This window comes from Albidovulum sp., from assembly GCF_049646345.1.
GTDB lineage: Bacteria > Pseudomonadota > Alphaproteobacteria > Rhodobacterales > Rhodobacteraceae > Albidovulum.
Window position 1 is genome coordinate 1 of the sequence record NZ_JBARVQ010000824.1, and the last position, 2,291, is coordinate 2,291.

4 protein-coding genes are annotated in these 2,291 nt (G+C 64.7%); 2 read left to right on the plus strand and 2 right to left on the minus strand.

Annotated features, from left to right (window positions below; genetic code table 11):
- Positions 1-135: 135 nt before the first annotated feature.
- Positions 136-423, minus strand: a complete 288-nt coding sequence (gene rpmB, locus WBB85_RS21565; protein WP_432640628.1) for a 50S ribosomal protein L28 — start codon at positions 421-423, stop codon at positions 136-138.
- Between the two features lie 362 nt (positions 424-785).
- Here rpmB and WBB85_RS21570 point away from each other — a divergent pair, with 362 nt between their 5' ends.
- A complete protein-coding gene (locus WBB85_RS21570; protein WP_432640629.1) occupies positions 786-1,049 on the plus strand; it encodes a hypothetical protein in 264 nt (87 codons plus the stop codon).
- Between the two features lie 34 nt (positions 1,050-1,083).
- Here the strand turns inward: WBB85_RS21570 and WBB85_RS21575 are convergent, their stop codons facing one another.
- Positions 1,084-1,581 (minus strand): lipocalin family protein, encoded by a 498-nt coding sequence (locus WBB85_RS21575; protein WP_432640630.1) that lies wholly within the window; start codon positions 1,579-1,581, stop codon positions 1,084-1,086.
- Between the two features lie 99 nt (positions 1,582-1,680).
- Here WBB85_RS21575 and WBB85_RS21580 point away from each other — a divergent pair.
- On the plus strand, positions 1,681-2,291 hold a 611-nt coding region (locus WBB85_RS21580), incomplete at its 3' end, for an AraC family transcriptional regulator (RefSeq protein WP_432640631.1).

Consider the following 2,291-nt stretch of genomic DNA (forward strand, 5'->3'; position numbering starts at 1 on the left):
GCCCAGGGGGCGGTCGGGCGCTGCCCGGCTTCCAAGATCCACAAAGGGCGCAAACCGGTCCAACGCAATGCGCGGCGCTGCCCAAACGAAAAGCCCCGCCGAAGCGGGGCCCTTATTCAACCATCACAAGGCAGATCAGGCTGCGGCCTGAGCCTTTGCAATGTCTTTTTTGATCTTCAGCGCCTTCGTCGACAGCTCAACATCCTTCGCCTTCGCGAGGAACGCGTCGAGACCGCCGCGATGATCGACCGAGCGCAGGGCCGCGGCCGAGATCTTCAGCTTGAACGACTGGCCGAGCGCATCGGAAATAAGCGTGACATCGTTCAGGTTCGGCAGGAAGCGGCGGCGCGACTTGTTGTTCGCGTGGCTCACGTTGTTGCCCGACATCTGGCCCTTAACGGTCAGTTCGCAAACGCGCGACATGGGTTTCTTCCTTGTTTTTCGGGCCTCCGGGCCCGCCATCCACATATCTTCGATGGGCCCCGCGTGGCCGAGCCCTGAATTCCGTCCGCGCCATTTACGTCCTAAGCCGGATGGCGTCAAGCGATTCATCCCCGGTTTCGCGGCATCGCGGCGTCACGCAGATCGCCGTGGAACAAGCCCAACCCAGCCTATCAAACGCGCCGCCGATGGTCGACATGGCTCAGCACAAGCTTTGTAATGAAAAACCACGCCCATCGACTTCCGTATGCCCCTATCGGGATTTTCTTGACTGGGTCCGGCTGAGAGCCGACGCTGGCCCCATGGCTACGGCCGATAATGAGTGAACAGGAAGAGGTGGCACTATGGAACAGATTCTGGCGCAGATCGTCGGCGGTGCTTTGGGTGGCGTGGGCGGCGGAAAAGCGGTCAAGGGGGCCGATATGGGCAATATCGGCAATGTCATTGCCGGTGCCTTGGGCGGACTTGGCGGCGGTCAGGTTCTGGGCGGGCTGCTGGGCGGCGGCGGCGATATCGCCGCGATGGCCGGTAATCTGGTCGGCGGCGGCATTTCCGGACTGGTGGTTCAGGTGGTCGTCGGCCTTGTCCTGAAGAAAATCCGCGGCTGACGCGCCTGCAAACCCGATACTGCGGTGCCTTCGGTCAGAGCGGTCGCAGCCCCGCCGGATCATAGCCGTTGAACTGCAACACATCGCGTGCGGCCTGCATCAGATCGGGCCGCACTTCGGGCGTGCGCGACAGGATACGGGCAAACCGGCGTGACGGGGTGCCGATCACCGCAACCCGGTAATCGGCATCGACCCAAAGCACCCAGAGCGCCTCGGCCCCCTGCGGCATCTCGCGGGTGATGCGACCGGGCCCTGTGACCGATGCCGGGGCAACGAACGCCCGGGCCCCGGTCGGCCCGCAGATTGTACCGGTAACCCGGTAACTGTCCGGTGCCGTCATCGCCCAGGTTTCGGCCAAGGGGCCGCAGCCCCCCTCGCCCAGTACCGCAGTGACATGCCAGACATCCACAAAGCGGTTGGCATCGAAGGCGGCGGCCGATGACATGCCCGCGACAGGTTCCTCGACCCGCTCCGCGCAGCCTGCAAGCGCCATCGACAGCAGCACGGACAACAGGCAGGCGGGTTTCGGCATCATCTTCTCCGGCAAAATGCGCGGTCACACTCGCTGAGAGCGCAGCCATGCGCAAGCACCGCTTGTCAGGCACCGCCATACCAAATACGAAATCACTTGATGAAAACCGCAAGATCGATCTTCGCGCCGGAGCCCGGCACGCTCAGCGTTGCGGTGCTGGTGCTGGCCGATACCAATGCGCTGTCACTGGCCGCCGCCGTCGATCCGATGCGGGCGGCCAACCGGCAATCGGGGCGGCTTCTGTTTTCCTGGCGCTACTATTCCGCCGATGGCGGCCCCGTCCCGCTGACCGCCGGATTCGAGATCGCGACAACGCCCCTCACCGACCGGATCGAGGCCGACCTTCTGATGATCGTCGCGGGCTTCCGGCTGGCCGAACAGGCAACCCCGGCCCTGTTGACCAAGCTGCGCCGTCTTGCCCCCCGGGTGCGGGCCATGATCGGCATCGATGGCGGGCCGTGGTTTCTGGCCCGGGCCGGGCTGCTGGACGGACGCGCGGCCACCGTTCACTGGGAGGATCTGGAAAGCTTCGCGGACCGCTTCCCGGCCATTGACGTCCGGCAGGACCGCTATGTGATCTCGGGCCCCGTCGTGACCACCGGCGGTGCGGCACCCTGCCTTGACATGATGCTTGAACTCATCCGTGCGCGGGCGGGGTCGGAACTCGCGCTGCGGATTGCGGGCGCCTTTCTTTATGAACCCGTCCATGC